This window comes from Muricaecibacterium torontonense, from assembly GCF_004793925.1.
In the GTDB taxonomy this organism is placed as follows: Bacteria; Actinomycetota; Coriobacteriia; order Coriobacteriales; family Atopobiaceae; genus Leptogranulimonas; species Leptogranulimonas caecicola.
Genome location: NZ_SRYE01000003.1, coordinates 1 through 20,150 on the forward strand (window position 1 = coordinate 1; position 20,150 = coordinate 20,150).

Annotated in this window: 16 protein-coding genes and 1 tRNA gene; 8 read left to right on the forward strand and 9 right to left on the reverse strand. The window is 58.8% G+C overall.

The genetic code is table 11. The features are described from left to right. The 6 genes from E5334_RS05020 to nrdG form a co-directional block, all read left to right on the forward strand. Positions 1-575, forward strand: a 575-nt coding sequence (locus E5334_RS05020) for an amino acid permease (RefSeq protein ID WP_136012524.1), incomplete at its 5' end; no start/stop codon positions are given. A 123-nt stretch (positions 576-698) separates the two neighbouring features. Continuing rightward, positions 699-1,826: an aminotransferase class I/II-fold pyridoxal phosphate-dependent enzyme gene (locus E5334_RS05025; RefSeq protein WP_136012525.1), complete on the forward strand. Its 1,128-nt coding sequence runs from the start codon at positions 699-701 to the stop codon at positions 1,824-1,826. Between the two features lie 513 nt (positions 1,827-2,339). Next, complete coding sequence (locus E5334_RS05030; protein WP_136012526.1) at positions 2,340-3,929, forward strand: YfcC family protein; 1,590 nt, start codon at positions 2,340-2,342, stop codon at positions 3,927-3,929. A 233-nt stretch (positions 3,930-4,162) separates the two neighbouring features. Next, a complete protein-coding gene (trpS, locus tag E5334_RS05035) occupies positions 4,163-5,212 on the forward strand; it encodes a tryptophan--tRNA ligase (RefSeq protein WP_136012527.1) in 1,050 nt (349 codons plus the stop codon). A 557-nt stretch (positions 5,213-5,769) separates the two neighbouring features. After that, positions 5,770-7,992 carry an anaerobic ribonucleoside-triphosphate reductase gene (gene nrdD, locus E5334_RS05040; protein WP_136012528.1) on the forward strand — a complete coding sequence of 741 codons (2,223 nt, stop codon included), beginning with the start codon at positions 5,770-5,772 and terminating at the stop codon, positions 7,990-7,992. Positions 7,993-8,078: 86 nt separating this feature from the next. Beyond that, positions 8,079-8,663 carry an anaerobic ribonucleoside-triphosphate reductase activating protein gene (nrdG, locus tag E5334_RS05045; RefSeq protein ID WP_136012529.1) on the forward strand — a complete coding sequence of 195 codons (585 nt, stop codon included), beginning with the start codon at positions 8,079-8,081 and terminating at the stop codon, positions 8,661-8,663. Positions 8,664-8,682: 19 nt separating this feature from the next. On the opposite strand, the gene E5334_RS05050 is transcribed toward nrdG, so the two are convergent. Further along, positions 8,683-9,516, reverse strand: a complete 834-nt coding sequence (locus tag E5334_RS05050; RefSeq protein WP_136012530.1) for a M48 family metallopeptidase — start codon at positions 9,514-9,516, stop codon at positions 8,683-8,685. 581 nt (positions 9,517-10,097) lie between these two features. On the opposite strand from E5334_RS05050, the gene E5334_RS05055 reads away from it, so the two are divergent. Next, entirely contained in the window at positions 10,098-10,307 is a 210-nt protein-coding gene (locus E5334_RS05055) for a hypothetical protein (RefSeq protein ID WP_136012531.1), read from the forward strand. 109 nt (positions 10,308-10,416) lie between these two features. Here E5334_RS05055 and E5334_RS05060 read toward each other — a convergent pair whose 3' ends face one another. The 8 genes from E5334_RS05060 to aroF all read right to left on the reverse strand — a co-directional run bounded on the left by E5334_RS05060 (position 10,417) and on the right by aroF (position 19,776). Continuing rightward, the gene (locus tag E5334_RS05060) at positions 10,417-11,394 is read right to left on the reverse strand and encodes a type II 3-dehydroquinate dehydratase (RefSeq protein WP_136012532.1); all 978 of its coding nucleotides are present in this window, start codon (positions 11,392-11,394) and stop codon (positions 10,417-10,419) included. 368 nt (positions 11,395-11,762) lie between these two features. After that, positions 11,763-13,163 (reverse strand): shikimate kinase, encoded by a 1,401-nt coding sequence (locus E5334_RS05065; RefSeq protein ID WP_136012533.1) that lies wholly within the window; start codon positions 13,161-13,163, stop codon positions 11,763-11,765. After that, complete coding sequence (locus E5334_RS05070; protein WP_136012534.1) at positions 13,164-14,309, reverse strand: bifunctional chorismate mutase/prephenate dehydratase; 1,146 nt, start codon at positions 14,307-14,309, stop codon at positions 13,164-13,166. 8 nt (positions 14,310-14,317) lie between these two features. Continuing rightward, positions 14,318-15,436, reverse strand: coding sequence for a chorismate synthase (gene aroC, locus E5334_RS05075; RefSeq protein ID WP_136012535.1), 1,119 nt, complete (start codon positions 15,434-15,436; stop codon positions 14,318-14,320). Then, the gene (gene aroA / locus E5334_RS05080) at positions 15,433-16,743 is read right to left on the reverse strand and encodes a 3-phosphoshikimate 1-carboxyvinyltransferase (protein WP_136012536.1); all 1,311 of its coding nucleotides are present in this window, start codon (positions 16,741-16,743) and stop codon (positions 15,433-15,435) included. The genes aroC and aroA overlap by 4 nt, the downstream gene beginning before the upstream one ends. Before the next feature lie 20 nt (positions 16,744-16,763). Continuing rightward, positions 16,764-17,912 carry a 3-dehydroquinate synthase gene (aroB, locus tag E5334_RS05085; protein ID WP_136012537.1) on the reverse strand — a complete coding sequence of 383 codons (1,149 nt, stop codon included), beginning with the start codon at positions 17,910-17,912 and terminating at the stop codon, positions 16,764-16,766. Further along, positions 17,909-18,760, reverse strand: a complete 852-nt coding sequence (locus E5334_RS05090; RefSeq protein WP_136012538.1) for a prephenate dehydrogenase — start codon at positions 18,758-18,760, stop codon at positions 17,909-17,911. Before E5334_RS05090 ends, aroB begins: the two co-directional genes overlap by 4 nt. Further along, positions 18,757-19,776 carry a 3-deoxy-7-phosphoheptulonate synthase gene (gene aroF / locus E5334_RS05095; protein WP_136012539.1) on the reverse strand — a complete coding sequence of 340 codons (1,020 nt, stop codon included), beginning with the start codon at positions 19,774-19,776 and terminating at the stop codon, positions 18,757-18,759. Before aroF ends, E5334_RS05090 begins: the two co-directional genes overlap by 4 nt. Positions 19,777-19,992: 216 nt before the next feature. Here aroF and E5334_RS05100 point away from each other — a divergent pair. Next, positions 19,993-20,069 (forward strand) — tRNA-Arg (locus E5334_RS05100). Positions 20,070-20,150: the final 81 nt, after the last annotated feature.

Here is a 20,150-nt window from a genome sequence, read left to right on the forward strand (position 1 = left end):
CTCCCGGCTGGGGCGGCGCCTTCATCACCATCGCCATGATCGTGTCTGTGGCAGGTTCTTGGTTGTCCTTTACCATTTTGCCGGCTGAGACCACACAGCTCATGGCGGACCACAAGCTCATTCCCGCCAAGTGGGGCGAGCTCAATTCCAAGGGCGCTCCTCAGTTCTCGCTCATCATCGTGGGCCTTTGCACTCAGATCTTCATGCTCACGCTCATCTTCACCGAGGACGCCTATAACTTCGCCTATTCCATGTGCACGGTCGCCATCGTCATTACCTGGGCTTTGGCCTCTGCCTACAACATGAAGGTATCCTTTGGCGCTGGCAAGACAGGGCAAGGCATTTGCGGCCTGATCGCCACGGTGTTCTTGATACTAGGCGTCATCTTGAACGGAATGAGCTTCTTGTTGCTCACCTGCGTGGGCTATATCCCTGGCGTCTTTGTCTACATTGCAGGACGCAAAGAAGCGGGCGAGAAGCCCTTCACCGGCGCCGAGATGGGCATCATGGGCGTCATTGTTGCTGCAGGTATTGCCGCTCTCGTGATGGTAGCCACCGGCATCATCACGTTCTAAATGAGCACACATCAAGAGGGACAACTCTTAGGCAAGAGGAGTCCCTCTTGGCATTCCTAAAGACGCTGCTGTGAAAGGTTCGATGACCTCAGGGTGTCACTGCCTAAGAAGTGCGAGGTAGCAATGAATATAGTGCCTATCGCTAACGAAGTATGGCTCAACTTATACGAGAAGCGCGCCACTACTGACATCGCGCAGTCCTCTGTCTCCGCCATGGGCTATGAGGAGCTCGTCGCATTGGACGGCGAGGGTGGCAAAGCCATCAGCGCCGCCATCGATGGTGCGCGCCAAGACTATGGGTGGATCGAAGGCTCGGCAGAGTTCAAGACCGGCGTAGCGCGTCTTTATGAGAAAGAGATCGATCCCTCCCTCATCCTTCAGGAAAACGGTGCAACCGGTGCGAACCGTGACGCATTGGTGGCGCTGATCGACGCTGGCGACCATGTGGTTTGCGAGTGGCCCACCTACCAGCCGCTCTGGGAGATACCCCGCATGTTAGGGGCGCAGGTGGACTATTGGGAGCTCACTTGCGACGGCGCCCGCTGGACGGCGCCCATCGAGCAGCTTGAGTGGCTGGTGAAACCTACAACCAAGCTCATCTGCATCAACAATGCCGCCAATCCCACGGGCGCCATCTTTGACAAAGCGGATTTGGAGGCCATTGCAGAGATAGCTCGCAGTGTTGATGCCTACGTGCTCTCTGACGAGGTTTACCTGCCGGTGGCTCAAGACCAGGGCTACGTCTCCATGTTGGACGTTTACGAGAAGGCAGTGGTTACCAACTCGCTCTCCAAGTCCTTCTCGGCACCGGGATTGCGCATGGGATGGGTCATCGCTCCGCAGCCCGTGGCGGACCGCATCCGCACCCTGCGCGACTACACCCTTATCTGCGCTGGCGTGGAAAACGACCTGCTAGGCACCTTGGTACTCGACCATGCTCAGGAAGTGCTGGCTCGCAACCGTGCTATCATCTCCGACCGCGCGAAGGTGGTAGAGGGGTGGCTGGCCAAGACTCCCAAGGCCCATTGGTGCGCGCCCAGCGGAGTGCCGGTGTCCTATCTGTCGCTGGACTTGCCAGAGGGGTTGGACGATAAGCGATTCTGTCTGGACCTGCTGGACACTTATGGCTTGCTGCTGATTCCTGGCAGCTGTTTCGATTTGCCAGGGGGCGCCCGTCTGGGGTACTGCTGTCCCGAGGAGGAGCTCCACAAGGGCTTGGATCTTTTGGGACAGGCCCTCGCAGCGCTTTAAAGAGCATTGCTCACGCTAGTCCAACTTAAGCTCGTTCCATGCACCCAACACCAGGGCACTCAGAAGAGATTCTGGGTGCCCTGGTGGCGTTTGTCGGCAGAAAGGGAGAGCAAAAGCAGAGGGTTATGGCCCTTTTGTTGCCGAGAAAAACATCCCTCCCTGACAGAACGCCTCTTAGTACTCCTGATGACAGATAATTGCAAGAAGATTTCGGCGGTTAGTCTTTGATTACTATGAGGTTTCCGCTGGCCTAAAAGGTGCGTATATGCATCCGTCAGAACTATGAGCGTCCTACTATGTCTCAAGTTGCATAACCAACTATATTTATGTATAAAAACTCCCCGAATAGTTGGTAAACATAAACCGTTCAGCGTAAAAGCGTGTAATAACTGGCCTTTTTTGCATTACATAAAGCTATCTTTTTGCTAATCTCAAACAGCTTGAAAACAGCGGTTTGTAACTTCCGTATTCATAGGACACAAGCGGCCTATGAAAAAGAAAGGAGAACCAGGCATGTCAGATGTGACAAAGCCTAAGAAGAAGCGGGAGATGCTTACTTCTTACACGATTCTCATCATTATGCTGATTATCGTGGCTCTCATCTCCGTTGCCATGGCTGCCGGCATCCCTGACATCACCGCCGCATCTCTGGGCGATGTGGTCATGGCTCCTGCCGAGGGCTTCGTTGACGCCGTTGACGTATGCCTCTTCGTCATGGTGCTCGGCGGCTTTTTGGCCATGGTCGAGAAGTCCGGCGCGCTGAATGCGGGCATCTCTGCTCTGGTGCGTGCCATGGGCGGCAATGAGCTTCGTCTCATCCCCATCCTCATGATCATCTTCTCCATTATGGGTACCACCTACGGCTTCTGCGAGGAGTCCGTGGGCTTCTACGCGCTTTTGGCTGCCACCATGATGGCTGCTGGTACCGACGTGCTCGTTGGCGCTGCCATGGTGCTTCTGGGCGCCGGCTGCGGTGTGCTTGGCTCCACCGTCAACCCCTTCGCCACCGGTGTTGCGTCTGCCACGCTTACCTCCATCGGTATTCCAGTGAACCAGACCATCATCATCGTGCTGGGCCTCATCCTCATGGTGGTGTCCAACGTCATCTCCATCATGTATGTCTACAAGTACGCGAAGAAGGTCAAGGCCGACACCGGCAAGTCCATCCTCACCGGCCACGAGATCGAGGCTGCAGAGAAGGAGTACGGCGAGGCCGCTGCTGCCGTTTCCAACACCACTGAGGTCACCGGCCGCCAGAAGGCCGTTCTGGTGCTCTTCGCCCTCACCTTCTTGGTCATGATCATCGGCTTCATCCCTTGGGAGGACCTGGGTGTTGACGCCTTCAACGTAGGCTATGCTTCCGAGGAGGCCATGGCCCCCATCACCGGCGACGACATCGTGGCTGGCTGGTCCGACGCTGGCGCCGACGGCGTGCTGGCCTTCAACACCGAGCCTGACGCGGTGATCACCACCGAGACCACCACCTCCAACGGCTGGTCCGCATTCCTCACCGGCACCCCTCTGGGCCAGTGGTATTTCGCCGAGGCTACTGCCTGGTTCTTGCTGATGGCTATCATCATCGGCATCGTGGCCGGCCTTTCCGAGCGCGAGCTGGTGGACGGCTTCATCGCCGGCGCCGGCGACATGATGGGCGTTGTGCTCGTCATTGCTCTGGCCCGTGGCGTCTCCGTCCTCATGGGCGTCACCGGTCTGTCCGACTGGATCCTGGCCACTGCCGCTGAAGGCCTCAAGGGCATGAGCGCCATCGTCTTCGCGCCGCTGTCCTTCATCCTCTACGTGCTGCTGTCCTTCCTGATCCCCTCCAGCTCCGGCATGGCCACCGTCTCTATGCCCATCATGGGGCCCCTGGCTGTGGATCTGGGCTTCTCCCCCGAGGTCATGGTGCAGATTTATTCCTCCGCCAACGGATTTGTGAACCTGTTCACCCCCACCTCCGGCGCCATTATGGGCGGCCTGGCACTGGCACGCGTGGAGTACTCTACCTGGCTCAAGTTCGCCACCAAGCTCTTGGTGGTGCTCTTCATCGTGCTTGTGGTCATCGTGACCCTGGCATGCATGTTCATCGTGCCAGCTGCTGCCTAAGGGAGCGCTCGCAGACTGAGGCTATTACTACCGCTGGGTAGCCTAGGTACGAATCGATAAAGGAGCTGCAACTCGTGAGGGTTGCGGCTCCTTTTTTCTTAGGGCACCAGGGATGGGCCGTGAGCCTGGGTGCCCCAGGCTTCTCGGCAAGCGCTTTGCGGGGTTTCTGCCTGCAAGATACGGGGTATTATTGACGGGTTAGAGACCCACACGCGTTAAGGAGTGGATGACCCATGGCAAACGAGGACAGCTACGCAGAGGCTCATAGGCGCTCTGAGTCTACCTGGGAGAAACTCAAGGCAGACCCTCAAAGCTTCACGATGCTATCCGGCGACCGTCCCACTGGTCACCTGCACCTGGGCCACTTCTTTGGCACTATTCGCGAGCGCATCCGCATGCAGGACATGGGTGTGCACACCAACATCCTGATCGCCGACTATCAGGTGATCACCGATCGCGACAATACCGAGCACATCCGTCAGTACACCTATGACATGGTGCTGGACTACCTGGCGCTGGGAGTCAACCCAGAGAAGACCATGATCTTCACCCACTCGGCGGTGCCCGCCTTAAACCAGCTGATGCTGCCATTCTTGTCGCTGGTCACCGAGTCCGAGCTTTTGCGCAATCCCACCGTCAAGGCCGAGCAGGAGGCCTCTGGCCATGCGCTGACCGGCCTATTGCTCACCTATCCGGTACACCAAGCCTGCGACATCCTCTTCTGCAAAGCCAACGTGGTACCCGTGGGCCGCGACCAGCTGCCGCACATCGAGCAAACCAGAAACATTGCCCGCCGCTTCAACGAGCGCTATGGCCAGGTGTTTCCCATGCCCGTGGGTCTGCTCTCGGAGACGCCCCTTTTGCCAGGTCTCGACGGCCGCAAGATGTCCAAGAGCTATGGCAATGCCATTGCCATCTCTATGACTGCCGAGGAGACCGCCCGCCTCATCAAGAAATCCAAGACCGATTCAGAGCGTCTTATCACCTTCGATCCCGAGAACCGCCCAGGCGTCTCTGCCCTTATCACCACTGCGGCCACTGTCACCGGCCGCGACCCCCAAGAGATCGCCGAGTCCATTGGCAATGACGGCTCAGGCGCCCTCAAGCGCTACGTGACCGAGGCTGTCAACGGTTATCTGGAGCCGGTCCGCGAGCGTCGTGCCGAGCTTGCCCAGAACCCCGATCTTGTGAAAGAGGTCTTAAGCGAGGGCAACCGCCGCGCCAATGCCATCGCCAATGAGACGCTGGCCCAGGTGCGCGAGGCTATGGGAATGGTTTACTAACGCATTCCATTAACCCTTTCTACACACCTGCGTAAGAGGACATGCCGGTCGTCCGGTGATGTCCTCTTTTTTCATGGACGCCACAGCTCTATGAGGAATGTCTATATATCTATAAACATCGAATCATATGCATGGTCTCTTAATAATATGCGTCCTTTGTCACCCCTATATCTTGTGGTTGTCTCAAGCCGGATCCACCTGGCTATAGGTGGCCGTTTGGTGGGGCTATGCAGGACTTTCCCTAGAAGCGACCTTCAAAGATCTCGAGGGGCCTTACATTCTTGAGGAATAGAAATGTTGCCAGTGGATACAACATATAGTGGTAGCAAGCCTAATGACAGTCTATAAATGGTATACAGGCTCAGGAAAGAAAAACGGCTGCAAACAAAAGTCAAGGCTTAATCTCGACTTTTTTCCTTCCTATAGTGGGATGTGCGCTGCGACATTTGCACCTCCCGTCTTCTGGAGTGCATCCGGCGGCTACCACAATATTTAGTACTGGGCCTATGGCCTAAGATTTCGACACTATTCCTGCAACCAATGAGAAGAGATCGCCCATGAAGATCACCAAGCGTAATGGCTCAGAGGTCACCTTTGATGTTACCAAGATCATCAATGCTATAACCAAAGCCAACATCACCGTGCCTCAGGATCTTCGTTTGACCGCCGCGCAGATCGATGACGCAGCCACCGCGGTGGAGGCTGAGTGCGAGGTCTGCGGCCACACCGTCACCGTAGAAGAAGTCCAGGACATGGTCGAGGATCAGATTATGGCCAAGGGCGCCTTCTCCGTGGCTCGCAACTACATCACCTATCGCTATATCCAGAGTCTCAAGCGCACCTCCAACACCACCGATGACCGCATTCTGTCGCTCATCGAGTGCAACAACGAGGACGTCAAGCAAGAGAACTCCAATAAGAACCCCACGGTCAACTCCGTCCAGCGCGACTACATGGCGGGCGAGGTGTCCAAAGACCTCACCAACCGCCTACTGTTGCCTCAGGAGATTGTTGACGCCCACAAAGAGGGCATCATCCACTTCCATGACGCAGACTACTATGCGCAGCATATGCACAACTGCGACCTGGTGAACCTGGAAGACATGCTGCAAAACGGCACCGTCATCTCTGGCACCCTCATCGAGAAGCCCCACTCCTTCTCCACCGCCTGCAACATTGCCACGCAGATCATCGCCCAGGTGGCTTCCAGTCAGTATGGCGGCCAGTCCATCTCCCTCACCCATCTGGCTCCCTTTGTAGACGTAAGCCGCAAGCGCATTCGTCGCGAGGTCGCCCAAGAGCTGGACGAGCTGGGCTTTGGGCCTACCCAAGAGCAGGTGGACCGCATTGTGGAGGAGCGCCTGCTCGACGAGATCCGCCGCGGCGTGCAAACCATCCAATATCAGGTGGTCACCCTTATGACCACCAACGGCCAGGCCCCCTTCGTGACGGTCTTCATGTACCTCAATGAGGCCCGCAACGCGCAAGAGAAACACGATCTGGCGCTGGTGATCGAGGAGACGTTGCGCCAGCGCTTCGAGGGCGTCAAGAACGAGGCCGGCGTCTGGGTGACCCCGGCCTTCCCCAAGCTCATCTACGTGCTCGAGGATGACAACATCGAGCCTGGCCAAAAGTATTACTACCTCACCCAGCTGGCTGCCAAGTGCACCGCCAAGCGCATGGTGCCCGACTACATCTCCGAGAAGATCATGCGCCAGCTCAAGCTCTCCCGCGGCGAGCAGCCGGGTGAGGGCGATGTGTACACCTGCATGGGCTGCCGCAGCTTCCTCACCCCTGACCGCTCTGGCAATGGCTATGACAACGTGGCCAATGCAGGCAACTACGAGCCGGGCAAGCCCAAGTACTACGGCCGCTTCAACCAGGGCGTGGTCACCATCAACCTGCCTGACGTAGCCCTCTCCAGCGGTGGAGATATGGATCGCTTCTGGGAGATCTTCGACGAGCGCCTGGAGCTTTGCCATCGCGCGCTGCTCTGCCGCCACAACCGCCTCAAGGGCACTGTCTCCGACGCGGCGCCTATCCTCTGGCAGTACGGTGCCTTGGCGCGCCTTCCCAAGGGTGCCACCATCGACCCCCTGCTTTATGGCGGCTACTCCACCATCTCGCTGGGTTATGCCGGCCTCTACGAGTGCGTGCGCTACATGACCGGCCATTCCCACACCGACGAGGCTGCGACCCCCTTTGCCCTGGCTGTCATGCAGCACATGAACGACAAGTGCGCTCAGTGGAAAGAGGAGAGCAACATCGACTTCTCTCTCTATGGCACGCCGTTGGAGTCCACCACCTACAAGTTCGCACGCTGCCTCCAGCGCCGCTTTGGCATCATTCCCGGCATTACCGATAAGGGTTACATCACCAACAGCTATCACGTCCACGTGTCGGAGGAGATCGACGCCTTTACCAAGCTTAAGTTCGAGAGTGAGTTCCAGCGTTTGTCTCCCGGCGGCGCCATCTCCTATGTGGAGGTGCCCGATATGCAGGACAACCTGGAGGCCGTGATGAGCGTGCTGCGCTTCATCTACGACAACATCATGTATGCCGAGCTCAACACCAAGAGCGACTACTGCCAGAAGTGCGGCTACGACGGCGAGATCCAGATCGTTGAAGACGACGGCAAGCTGGTATGGGAATGCCCCCACTGCGGCAACCGCGACCAGAACACCCTCAATGTTGCCCGTCGCACCTGCGGCTACATTGGCACTCAGTTCTGGAATCAGGGCCGTACCGAGGAGATTCGCGACCGCGTGCTGCATCTCTAGGAGCCCCCTGCATCCCTTGAGCCTCTTATAAGGCACCCCACTCCCAACGCGAGGGCGGGGTGCCTTTTTGAACCCTGGAGCATTCTATGAACTACGCAACCATAAAATACTGCGATATCGCCAACGGCATCGGTGTGCGTACCAGCCTCTTTGTATCAGGCTGCACCCATGCCTGCCCCGGATGCTTTAATGAAGTGGCCTGGAACTTCCACTATGGCAACACCTTTGATGAAGAGGAGCAGCAAGCCATCATTGACTCGTTGGCCCCCGACTACATTGCCGGCCTAAGCGTGCTGGGTGGGGAGCCCATGGAGCCTGCCAACCAGCGGGCGCTGGCACCCTTCTTGAAGCGCGTGAAGCGCGTTTATCCCAAGAAGACCATTTGGGTCTATACCGGCGACATCTTCGAAGACTTGATAGACCCTCAAAGCCCTCGCCATACCGAGGCCACCTCTGACCTGCTTTCCTCCATAGACGTGCTAGTGGATGGCCCCTTTATTCAAGAGCTCAAAGACATCACCCTGCGCTTCAGGGGTTCTCAAAACCAGCGTCTTCTAGACGTGCCTGCGTCACTCAAGGCCGGCCGAGGCTGCCCTTGGGAAGACGATCCTCTCTTTGCCCAGCACTCCATGGGGCGCCAAGATACTCGGCCGCTCTCCCAGCGCTCTTAGGGTTTAGCTGCTTCTTGCGCTATCTCGCAATGGACTTGGGGAGGCGCATGCCCTCGTAGTCCAGCTGGTCAGAGACCGTCTTCCACTGCGGATACACCGAGCTCAAAAGATTTTTGAATTCCCATCCATGATTGGGCACTCGCAGATGGCAGGCCTCATGCCAAAGCACCATCTCTAGCGCCGAGAGCTCATGGGTAGCCAAATCCAGGTTGAGCGAGATGCGACCTTTCTCGTAGCGGCATGATCCCCAACGGCTGGTCATGGCCCTGAAGCTTAGGGATTCGACGGTCACCCCCAGAGCGCTTTCAACCTGGGGGATGCGCCTCGATGCAGCAGAGCTGAGCGCCGCTGAAAGCTCTACTCGCAATAGCTTTTGTCTCAGGACGCGGGCCTCCGAGCCTTCTTGAGCAGCTGGGCCCCAAAAGGTCACCTGGCCTCGCAGTTCGTCCACGGAAATCCCTGCTCTCGAGGGGTTTTCATGGTCTGGAGAGAGGGGTTTCTCGGTAGGAGAAGCGCTGCTGCGGAGGATAGGCACAGGGGTTGGGCTCCAAACTACCGATAAGGGCTGACCCCACCACACGACCTCTTCTTGGGGCTCGAGGTGCGAAAAGGCGTGCTGAAGGCGGGGAAGCGCGGGGTCGTGGTGATCTTCGTAATCTTGCAGCAGGTCGTTTGCGTGGCGCTCATGGGAGTAGAGAAACTCTGCCAGCGAACGCTTGGTGGCAGAGAGGGGAGCAGACAGAGATAGCGTGCGGTCGGGAAGTACACGCAGGGTGATGTGGGAGGTATGTCGGCGGGTGATGTACACTGGCAGGCCGTTAAGATCAAATTCGTAGCTTTTAGCAGAAGGCATAGGCACGGGCTCACATTTAAGATAGTGATGAGTAAGAAGACAATTAGTATTTACTATGATGGATATTAAGGCAATGGCACGCAATTAAAAAATATCTGTGTGCAAATCGCAATATTGAATAATTACAGTGAACTAGCTGATCTTTGGGCTACATTATCAGAACAAATTATCGCAATAGATTTTGAGACTGCTTGGCTCATTATAGTTAAATATACATATAAGTATAGATACTGTAGTATGGTATAGCAACAAGGACAATCAGTGACGAACTGGCACTTATTCAAGGGATGGGACGTTAAGTGCAGACAGAGGTTGCTAATCCAAACGCTTTAATGAGACTGAAATAGAAAAGAAGATTCATAGCTATCAATAAGATATAAAGATGACTTATAGCAGATGCGATGCATGATTCTGCAGATATATGAAGAAATAAGGAACCATCTACGGTGGCAGGTCAATGGCTACCGTCTGCCTTATCTCTTTAGTGGATTAGAGAAGATTTTGACGGGATATTCTATCTTGTTATTAGGTTCCTTTAAGGAACGTAGTGCGGGCAAGCGGCAGAAGGGCAGGCGAGCTTGATGGGCACTAAATCCACGGAACTACAACGCTACTATGACCTGTGCGATATCTACGAGGAGCGCTTCGGCGAGCGGTTCTGGATTCCCGCTGGATGCGGCATATCCATCTCGGAGGGTATCTTTGCTATCAAAAGCGTGCTAGAAGGAGATGTGTGTCGTAACGGCTATGAGGCCTTTGGCCTCGAGGTTCCCTATGCGGCAGTGCGCTGAGGAGACGAAAGCCTAGGCGCAAGGCAACCTAGACAAGTATCCGGATGACTCGGATGCCCCGGCTCCCTAGGAGCTGGGGCATTTTTTGCAGGAGGGGAAGAGAGGGCACCTAGGCATTTTCGTCTAGGCAGCGCGCAAGGATTCGCATGGCGTGGCCGTATCCCGCAAAGCCCTCGCCCATCACTGTGGCAACGCAGGCAGAGCGCACATAGCTTACCTGGCGAAAGTCTTCGCGCTCGGAGACGTCAGAGATGTGTACCTCGACGGCAGGGATGGCCACTGCTTTGAGGGCGTCCAAAATGGCCACGGAAGTGTGGGTGTAGGCTGCCGGGTTGATCACGATGGCATCGTAGACATCCAGCGCATCTTGGATGACGTCTACAATGGCACCCTCGTGGTTGCTCTGAAAGCATCGCACCTCAGAGAAACCGGCTCTGGCGCCTTCCAAATGGCAGAGGTCTACCAGATCGCTATAGGTCTCATGGCCATAGATGTCGGGCTCGCGCACGCCTAGCATGTTGAGGTTAGGACCGTTGATTACGAGTAGGCGCCGAGCGCAAGCCGCAGGGGCTTCCGGATCGTTCTCGAGAGTGTTCAGTAGAGCGCCAGGCCCTTCTAGAAGACGACGCAGCTCATCGAGGTCTGCATCCTCTGACGCTTCCTGATCCCAGGTGCCCTGTTTGGCTTGCGCCTGAGAGCGGTTGGCTTTGCGCTGAGCTGCATAGCTGGCCTTGCGGCTGGGGTTGTCGCCGCGTAGATTGCGCGCGTCTTTAGGCTGGCTGGGAAGGGCAGGAGTCATACGCGTGATGGCCTTGGCTGCCTTGCGCACCAAGGGACGCTCGATAAGAGCACTGAACTCTGTGGCAATGGAGTCGATGATGGCAGGGCCAAAAACCACTTCAAGGCCATGGTCGTTACGGCCTCTAAGGCCTAGTACGCCATGGAGAGTCTTGAGGCGATCCTCATCCACCTCATCTGGATTGGCAAGCTCCAGGCGCAAACGAGTCATGCACACCGAGGTGGACAGGATGTTGTCCTTGCCTCCGCATGCCTCAAGCACCTCCTGGGCTGTGGCTGCCGTATCCATGAGACCCTTCCTTATTGGTCTGCGTTAGTACGAGTTCACTATCCTACCTAATGGAAGCGTGTTGCTTATAAAAGCACGGCGCTCTGCATAATGTTCCCATTAGGCATGAAATCTCTAACAGCAAACAATGCCACTGAATAGCACCCTTTTGAGTCTTGTACTCCATGAGTGCGCTGACAAATAGGATGAGTGGTAGTCAGTTGACTTTTGGTATGCCCTTAAGCCCGCTTCAAGAAAAGCAGCAGCCCATAAATCGATAAATATCGATGAACTACCCCTGGGAAACTCACTAAACAAGTGATTGGTAGAGAAGGGTGCAAAAAGGCTTGGGCCTGCTCGGACGGGTATTGTAAGAGTAGGTACAGACCTTACAAGCCCAGCATGTCCTTGACCAAAATGGCGTCTCCTTCGGCGGTACCCGTACAGGGCACTTGGATGTCTGCCCACTGGCGGTAGAGCTCCATGCGCTCGGCGGCGATGGCCTCCACCCCCTTGGAGGCTGTGAGCGGGCGGTCGTTTAAAGAGAGTTGGTCCAGAGGCCTATCCAACATGATCACGATGCCGTTGTGGCGCATGAGATCAAGATTGGCCTCACGGCACACTACGCCGCCTCCGCAGGCCACTATGAGGCCCGGCTCTTTGGCAGTGGCAGCCAGTGTGTGGGTCTCCTTGGTGCGAAAGGCTTCTTCGCCCTCCTGGGCGATGCATTGGCTAGGGGTCATCTCCCAATCGATCTCAAAGGCATCATCAAGGTCAACGAAGGGACGGTTGGCCATGCGGGCCAGACGACGGGCGCAGCCGGTCTTGCCGCAACCAGGCATGCCAATGAAATAGACAGAGCGTGTCTCTGTGGTGATTTGAGCTGCAATGCGGTCGATGAGCGTGAGGTCAAGCGAGGTGTCTTGCCAAATCTCGCTGGACCTGAACGCCTGGGCCACCAGCATCAGCAGACCGCCCATGGCAGGCAAGCCCAAGGCTTCAGCCTCTAGCATCAGTTGGGTTTTAGCGGGGTTGTAGATAAGGTCGAGGATGCCGAGAAGCCCGGGCATGCGCGAGAGGGTCTCTTTGGTCACTGGAGCGGCCTGGCATTCTGGATACATCCCTACCGGGGTGGTGTTTACGAGCAAGCAGGCATCCTGGTGATAGGTCGCAAGGCCTTCGTAGGAGTTCTGAGGTCCCCCGCTGCGGCTGATGACTACCGGCGAAAGGCCTGCCAGGCGCAGGGCAGCCTGGATCGCTTGGCTCGCGCCGCCGCTTCCCAAGACCAATGCCTTGCGGCCTGCCAAAGCCTCTATGCCGCCTACCAACTCAGTCTCGCAAAACCGGTGTAGCAGATAATCGAAGCCCCAGAGGTCGGTATTATCGGCTAAAAGGGTGCCGTCGCCTAAACGCACCAGGGTATTGGCGGCTCCCAGCTCCTCCACCAAGGGGGTGCGCTTTTGGGCGCAGGAGGCTGCCAAGCGTTTGTAGGGGATGGTGACGTTCAAGCCCTGCCAGTCGCCATTTATAAAAAAGTCCGCTGCGTCCTCGGGGTGAGAAAAGCTAAAGAGACCGTAGGGAGAAGACCCTAAGGTATTGTGGATGCGCGGGGACCAGGAGTGGGCCAACGAGGCGCCTACCAGGCCAAAGGGGGCCTGGGTTTCAGAAGAAGGGTTGTCCAAAGGGCTTTCTGAGACGCCTTGAGCGACCTGCCTGCGGCTGTCGTGCTTTGCCGCCAGTTCGCGGGCCACCGCGTCGGCTGCCGGGGCGATGTCTTCCCACTTGTCCATCTAGACCACCTCGTTGTAGGAGCCCAGGTAGCGAAACTCCTCGCAGACGTCGTCCAAAGAGCCGATGAGGCGTAAGAACTCAGGGGCGGCCACCGGGCAGTCCACATCAAAGTAGAAGAGATATTCGAAGTTGCGGTCGGCGATGGGGCGGCTCTCCAGCTTCACCAGGTTGATATCCAGCGAATAGAACCGAGCCAAGACCTTGTAGAGGGCGCCGGGCTTGTCGGCAACCACTACAGAGAGGGAGGAGCGGTCGGCTCCGGGGTAGATCTCCAGGTTCTTGGAGATACAAGCAAAGCGGGTGTAGTTGTTGGCAGTGTCTTGGACGGCGTGGCGGCATATGTCGAGACCGTAGGTCTCTGCGGCGCTGCGGCTGCCCAGGGCGGCGGCGCCGGGATCCTCGGACTCGGCCACCAGCTTCGCGGCCACCGCAGTGTTTTCTACCATATGCACGGTGACGCCCTCCAGGCTTGCCAAGAAGTCGGCGCATTGGTCGATGGCCTGCTGGTGGGAGTAGACGTCGGTGATGCGGTCCAGCTCGACGCCCTCTTTGACCAGCAGGTTGTGATCGATCTTCAAACGCACGGTGCGCACGATATGGAAGTCGTACTGGCTCATGAGGTCGTAGACTTGGTTGACGGTGCCTGCCGAGGAGTTTTCGAAGGGCAGCACACCGTAGCTGCAGAAGCCTTGCTCCACTGCGCGGAAGACCCCTTCGAAGGTGGAGAAGAAGGAGAGGTTGGCGTGCTTGAAGAGCTTGTCGGCAGCGATCTGGGAGAAGGCGCCCTCCACACCCTGGCAGGCGACGTAGGCCTGGCGGGGGAAGAGGTCAGGGGTGGTTTCGAGAGCCTCTTTAATGGAGGCCACCAGGTTGGCCTGGCCGGTGATAGAGGCAGACTGATTGGCACGGGATACCTCGAAGAGCAGGTTGAAGAGGACCGTGGCATAGTCTTTGAGCTCATCGGGGGTCTCATCAAGCACAGAAGCCAGCTTGGCTCGCTCGCGGCTGCGGTCGAGCACGGGCAGGTCGTTGGCCTGCTTGTAGGCAGCTACCTCGTCGGTGAGGGCCATGCGATCGATAAAGAGCTTGAGGATCTCCGCGTCTACCGAGTCGATGCGGTCTCGGATGTTGGTCAAATCTGCCATAGGTCCTCCTAAAGGTGGGTGGGCGGCCAAGTGATGAGCGCGTCAAGGCATACCAGGGCGGTAACTGCCTCTACTACCGGCACGGCGCGCGGGGCGATGCAAGGGTCATGACGGCCCTTAATAATAAGGGATTGAGGGCATCCGGCTTCTAGATCCACCGAAGCCTGCTCTCGCCCTATGGAAGCGGTGGGCTTGATGGCCACCGAGAAGGTGAGGGGCGCTCCAGTGCTGATACCTCCCAAGATGCCTCCCGCATGGTTGGAAAGGGGAGTACATGCGCCATCTATCAGGCCATAGGAGTCATTGTTGAGGCTGCCGCGGCTTCTGGCGGCCTCGAATCCGTCGCCAAAGGAGAGCCCCTTCACCGCAGGGATGCCAAAGAGGGCCCGGGCTAAGAGGTTCTCTATCCCGTCGAACATGGGAGAGCCTACGCCGGCTTCAAAGCCTGTGACTGCGCAGCCAATGATGCCGCCCACCGAGTCTAGGCTCATCCGGGCATCTTCGATGGCCCGCTGCATGGCGCGCCCTGCCTCATCGTCGATGGTGGGGAAAGGCTTGCGGGACACAGAGGCCAACACTTCCGCGAGCCGCTCTTGAGAGGCGCGGGTGCCATCCCAGGAGGGTAAGGGCTTATCGGCAATGGAGGCCACTTCTGCCAGGTGGGCCCCAATGGTCACGCCGCGGGCAGCCAAAAGCTGGGCGCAGAGGCCTCCGGCAAAGCAGAGGGGCGCGGTGAGTCGGCCAGAGAAATGGCCGCCCCCTGCCACGTCTTGGTGCCCGCCGTAGCGCAGCTGGGCGGTGAAGTCGGCGTGTCCGGGCCGTGGGATCCGGCGCAGCTGGTCGTAATCCTGGCTGCGCGTGTTGGTGTTCTCGATGACGCAGGCGATGGGCGCCCCGCAGGTGACGCCGTCAGGATTCAGACCTGCGAGCACGCGAAACTCGTCGGCTTCTTTGCGGGGCGTGGACCAGGCGGCATGCCCGGGGGCGCGACGAGCCATAAAGGCGCGAAGCTTGTCGAAGTCGGGTTTGAAGCCGGCGGGGAAGCCTTCTATCACGCACCCTATGGCTTCTGAGTGCGACTGTCCAAACACGCAGCAGCGCAGGCTGGCGCCAATGGTGGAGCTCATGGGCGCACCTCCAATGAGCCCCCCAGAGCCCTATAAGACTCGAAGAAGGCGGGATAGCTTTTGGCCACGCATTGGGCGCCGCGGATGGTGACGGGCGCTGTGGCTCGGGTGGCGGCAATAGCGGCCATCATGGCGATGCGGTGGTCGTTGGCTGCATCCACCACGCCGCCAGAAAGCGCCTCCACACCGCAGATCACCAGGTCGTCTCCCTCCACGCTCACCGAGGCGCCCAGCGCGCTCAAGCCTGCGCGCACGGTCTCGATGCGGTCGGACTCCTTGATGCGCAGCCGGGACAGCCCGCAGAGCCGAGTGGCGCCTGGACAAAGGGCGGCCACCGCAGCGACAGGGGGCACCAGATCGGGGATCTGCTCCATGGAGAGGTCGTGGCCTTGAGGCGCGTCTGCCTCGGCTTTGACAGAGGCGCTGTTGCGGGTGATGCGGCTGCCGAGAAGTGCCAACGCTCCTAGGACTGCGCGATCTCCCTGGTCGGAGGTAGGGGAGAGCCCCTGGACCGCCACTTGAGAGCCCAGAGCTCCTGCCGCCAGCCAAAAGGCGGCGCCGGACCAGTCGCCCTCCACCTGATAGTGGGGTTCTGCTAGATGCGGCACGAAAGGATCTGCCTGGTAGAGGGTATAGAGTGCGCCCTCCTGCTCCAGCGAGGTGGTGAGGGCGACGTCGCTGCCAAAGGCAGCCAATCCATCACAGGTCAAATCGATGTAGGGCACCGAGGCCACCGGCTCTTCCACCTGGATGGCCACAGGCTCTTTCAAGGCGCTGGCGGCCAGCAACAGTCCTGAGACAAACTGCGAGCTCACGTCGCCCGGCAGCCTGAACGTGCCGCCGCTCATCTGCCCGGAGACGGCCACACCTTCCGAGGTAAGCTCACAGGTGGCCCCGTGGGCGGTGAGCTGGGCGTCCAGCGGGGACAGCGGACGCTCCAAAAGACGAGGGGCCCCTTGCAAAAGCGCCCCGCCTCCCAGGGCTGCTACCAGCGGCATCATGAAGCGCAGGGTGCTTCCGCTCTCGCCGCACCAGAGGGTGGCATCGCGGACAGGCAGAGGGGATCCGTCCTCTGCTCGAGGCAAAGGCGCTACCGAGAAACCCTGCCCCTCCTCATAGGAAATGGTTGCCCCTAGGGCGTTTAGACACCCGGCGGTGGCATCGATGTCTTGGGAGGTGGAAGTGCACCCAACGGTGGTGGGCTCATCTGCCAGGGCAGCCAGGATCAACGCCCGGTGTGCCACCGATTTGCTGGAAGGCGCCTGGACGGTGCCTTTGAGAAGTCTGGGGAAAAGGGTGATGTCCATAAGACGGCGTCTGGCCTCCTTTAGGAAACCGGGTGAGTAGGGTCGGGCGAAGAAGGCGTTGGGATCCCGGTGGACGGGTCGCCCTCAAGGCCGGCTTGGAAGAAGCGGGCATAGTCATCCAGGTCCATGGGGTGCACCGCCACCTGCCCTAAGGCTTCGGGGATCACGACGTTCACCAGCTCGCCATGGCGTTTTTTATCGGCAAAGGACAGTTCCAGCAACCTGGGCAGCGGAGCATCGGTCGAGGTGGGCAGCCCGTAGCTGGCCACACAGGCTTCGATTTGGGACGCTAGCTCGCCGGTGCACCAGCCGCGAGCCGCAGAGGCCCGGGCCACGCAGCAGAGGCCGGCTGCCACCGAAGAGCCATGGCCCAGGGCGAAGTCTGAGGCCGCCTCGATGGCGTGGCCCAAGGTGTGGCCCAGGTTGAGGGTCTGGCGCAGCCCGCGCTCCTTCTCGTCTGCCGCCACCACGTCGCGTTTGATCTCCACGTTTCGCACCACGATGCGGGCCAAACGCTCCAGATCCAGCGGCTGGGCGGTAATGGGGGAGGAGGCAACGTCTTCAAAGAGGTCTGGATCTGCGAGAATGCCGTGCTTGATGACCTCGCCTACCGAGTCCACCAAGAGCTCTGGCGGCACGGTCGTAAGGCACGCGATGTCTGCCACTACCAACCAGGGCTGCCAAAAGGCGCCCATGAGGTTCTTGCCCTGGGGAAGGTCTACTGCGGTCTTGCCGCCTACAGACGAGTCCACCATGGCCAAAAGGCTGGTGGGCACCTGGACCACTGGGCATCCGCGCATGTAAAGGGCGGCAGAAAGCCCAGCCATGTCCCCCGTGACGCCACCGCCAAGCGCCACCACGCAGGTGTCGCGATCGCAGCCCGCAAGGGCCATGCCTTCCAGCAGGCGGGCCAGCGCGGCAGGGGTTTTGGAGGCCTCTCCGGCCTCAAAATTGTCCCAGGTCACCTCAAAGCCGGCCTGCTCCAATGCTCGCTGGGCAGGCTTCAGGTAGAGAGGGCCCACATGGGTGTCGGTAATGATGTGGGCGTGGGGGCAGCGGGGCAGGACCCGGCGTACGCGCTCGCCCAAGGAGTCCAAAAGACCGATGCCCACTACCACCTCATAGGAGCGGGAGGGGGTGTTCACAGGAATACAAACCACGTCACTCATTGAGCGTCTGCCTTCTGTTTTTGAGCGGTGCCGGCATCTAAGAGGGCTTCCAGTTTGACGCCATCGCCTGCGGCCAGCACGTCTCGATACTCCTGCAGATGAGTGATGACCTCGTCTACCTCGGCCACCAGATAGTCGGCGTTTTCCAAGAAGAGCTCAGACCACATGGGGGCGTTGAGGCTGGCCACCCGTGTGAGGTCGCGCCAAGAGCCTGCCGAGAAGCCCTTCTGCTCCAGAGCCGTAGGGCTTTTGACGTAGGCGCTGCTTACCACATGGGCCAGCTGGGAGGTGTAGGCGATGATGCGGTCGTGCTCCTCGGGGGTGGTGACGGTAGCCGAGGCAAAGCCGCAGGGGGCCAAAAGGTCTCGGATGCGATGGAGCAGATCCAGCTTTTCCAAGTCTTCCATCTCCGGTGGGCATAGCACGAGAGGGGCCCCTTCGAAAAGTGTGGCCTTGGCATGGCCGAAGCCCGAGTACTGAGTGCCCGCCATGGGGTGCGCGCCCACAAAAGTGAGGTTATGGGAGGCTGCGATCTCTTGAGCCTCTTGGCAGAGCTTTCGCTTGGTGCCACAGGCGTCGATGACGATGGCCTCAGGGGAGATGAGATGGGCGTGCTCTTTGAACCAGGCCAGAGAATGGGCCGGGTAGGTGGTGAGGATGATGAGCTCGCAGGTGCCAACGATCTCATCTGTGAGCTCGCCATCGATGGCATCGATGGCTGCCATCTCAAGCACATCGCGATTGCGGTTCCAGGCATAGACCTCGCCGGGGCCGCGATAGAGCGCCCGGGCAAAGGAACCACCAATGAGGCCGAGGCCTACAATGCCAATGCGTCCTGGCTCTATCACTCGTCCTCCATGGTCACGGCCTCGCGCACCAGCTGGATGCGGCGCATGGCGTTTCTGAATTGGTGGGGCGTGAGGGCTTGGGCGCCGTCTGACCAGGCTTGGGAGGGCTGGTCGTGCACCTCGATCTCAAGGCCGTCGGCGCCGGCGGCAGTGGCCGCCAGAGCTGCTGAAACCACGTAGCGGGTGTAGCCGGTGGCGTGGCTGGGGTCACCCACCACAGGCAGGTGGGACAGATGGTGAGCCACCGCGATGGCGTTGGTATCAAAGGTGTTGCGGGTGCGGGTCTCAAAAGTGCGGATGCCCCGCTCGCACAAGATCACGTTCTCATTGCCGCCGGCCATGATGTACTCGGCGCTCATGAGCCACTCGTCGATGGTGGCTGCCATGCCGCGCTTGAGCAGGATGGGGCGGCGGAGCTTGCCCAGCTCTTTTAGGAGGGTGAAATTCTGCATGTTGCGGGCGCCCACCTGCAAGACTTCGATGTGCAGGTCTTCGAATAGCTCGATGTCGCGGGCATCCATGATTTCAGAAACCACCGGCATGTCCAGCTCGTCTGCGGCCTCACGCAGCAGGCGCAAACCCTCAGCGCCCATGCCCTGGTTGGCATAGGGCGAGGTGCGGGGCTTGAAGGCGCCGCCGCGAAGCAAGGTGGCGCCGGCTTCCTTCACCTGGCGGGCGATGGTGAACAGGCCATCGCCCTCCACCGAGCAGGGGCCTGCCATCACTTGGAAGTGGCCGCCGCCAATGAGCACGCCGTGGCCGCAGTCCACTACGGAGTCCTCGGGGTGGAACTTGCGGTTGGCCTGTTTGAAGGGCTCGGAGACACGGGCTACACGCTCGATGATGTCCATGGACTCCAAGAGAAAGGGGTCGATGGTGGTGGTGTCGCCAATGATGCCTACCACGGTCTCGTGGTCGCCTTGGCTCACGTTGGTAGAAAAGCCTTTGCCTTCCAGCCAGGACACAAAATGGTCCAGCTGCTCTGGCGTGGCGGACTGTTTGACTATGGCTATCATCAAAGTGGCTCCTCACGGGTCTCATCGAGCGGCCTATCATCGAGCGGCCTATATATGGCGATGCAGCGATTTTTAAAGTTTGCGCAAGCATTCAAGAAAGCCTAACACAGCCACCCTGCGATCTTTCGTTTTGAGGCCTTCTGTTGCGCCATGGAAACGCTTCTTGGCCTCTCTATCGCGCACCTGCCGGTGCGCTCTGCTATCATGGGCTGGCACGCCGACTTAGCTCAGTGGATCAGAGCGTTCGCCTCCGGAGCGAAAGGTCATGGGTTCGAGCCCCATAGTCGGCACCAGCTCTCACACAGAGGACGGCTTCGCAGTGGGCGGCGCCGTCCTTTTTTATACAAGTAGATGCACGGCACATCTTCTGAGAG

Bases quoted from the DNA above. Each gene is read 5' to 3' on its own strand.
- E5334_RS05025 (WP_136012525.1), top strand. From the start codon at position 699: ATGAATATAGTGCCTATCGCTAACGAAGTATGGCTCAACTTATACGAG.
- E5334_RS05030 (WP_136012526.1), top strand. From the start codon at position 2,340: ATGTCAGATGTGACAAAGCCTAAGAAGAAGCGGGAGATGCTTACTTCT.
- trpS (WP_136012527.1), top strand. From the start codon at position 4,163: ATGGCAAACGAGGACAGCTACGCAGAGGCTCATAGGCGCTCTGAGTCT.
- nrdD (WP_136012528.1), top strand. From the start codon at position 5,770: ATGAAGATCACCAAGCGTAATGGCTCAGAGGTCACCTTTGATGTTACC.
- nrdG (WP_136012529.1), top strand. From the start codon at position 8,079: ATGAACTACGCAACCATAAAATACTGCGATATCGCCAACGGCATCGGT.
- E5334_RS05050 (WP_136012530.1), bottom strand. From the start codon at position 9,516: ATGCCTTCTGCTAAAAGCTACGAATTTGATCTTAACGGCCTGCCAGTG.
- E5334_RS05055 (WP_136012531.1), top strand. From the start codon at position 10,098: ATGGGCACTAAATCCACGGAACTACAACGCTACTATGACCTGTGCGAT.
- E5334_RS05060 (WP_136012532.1), bottom strand. From the start codon at position 11,394: ATGGATACGGCAGCCACAGCCCAGGAGGTGCTTGAGGCATGCGGAGGC.
- E5334_RS05065 (WP_136012533.1), bottom strand. From the start codon at position 13,163: ATGGACAAGTGGGAAGACATCGCCCCGGCAGCCGACGCGGTGGCCCGC.
- E5334_RS05070 (WP_136012534.1), bottom strand. From the start codon at position 14,309: ATGGCAGATTTGACCAACATCCGAGACCGCATCGACTCGGTAGACGCG.
- aroC (WP_136012535.1), bottom strand. From the start codon at position 15,436: ATGAGCTCCACCATTGGCGCCAGCCTGCGCTGCTGCGTGTTTGGACAG.
- aroA (WP_136012536.1), bottom strand. From the start codon at position 16,743: ATGGACATCACCCTTTTCCCCAGACTTCTCAAAGGCACCGTCCAGGCG.
- aroB (WP_136012537.1), bottom strand. From the start codon at position 17,912: ATGAGTGACGTGGTTTGTATTCCTGTGAACACCCCCTCCCGCTCCTAT.
- aroF (WP_136012539.1), bottom strand. From the start codon at position 19,776: ATGATAGCCATAGTCAAACAGTCCGCCACGCCAGAGCAGCTGGACCAT.